Here is a 518-nt window from a genome sequence, read left to right as displayed (position 1 = left end):
CTGCCTGGCGCCGTTCTACTGGATGATCGTCTCCAGCCTCCGCCGCACCGCGGACATCTTCGACAACACCTTCCTGCCTGCGCCGTTCTCCCTCGAGAACTACGTGAAGGTGTTCGACGGCTCCACCATGTTCGGCCAGGCCCTGCTCAACAGCCTGATCGTGGCCGGCACCACCACGGTGTTCGCCCTGGTGCTGGGTGTGTTCGCCGCGTACGCCATCTCCCGGCTGGAGTTCCGGTTCAAGTCCGTGATCCTCGGCGTTATTATTGCGACGTCGATGTTCCCCGGCATCTCGGTGGTGGTCCCGCTGCTGAGGTTCTTCACGGACCTCGGCTGGATCAACACCTACCAGGCGATGATCATCCCGAACCTGTCCTTCGCCATCCCGCTCGCCGTCTGGAACCTGACCACGTTCATGAAACAGCTGCCGKTCGACCTCGAAGAAGCGGCGATGATCGACGGCTGCACCAAGTGGCAGGCGTTCCGGAGGGTGCTGTTGCCGCTGGCCGCGCCCGGAG

1 protein-coding gene is annotated in these 518 nt (G+C 63.4%); it reads left to right on the top strand.

The window, feature by feature from the left end:
* Window positions 1-518 (top strand): carbohydrate ABC transporter permease (locus tag ACXJ3V_RS20795; protein WP_457102252.1); only part of this gene is annotated, 518 nt, incomplete at both ends.

The sequence above is a fragment of the Microbacterium sp. P5_E9 genome (assembly GCF_054049175.1).
This window is presented reverse-complemented; position numbering and strand designations above follow the sequence as displayed.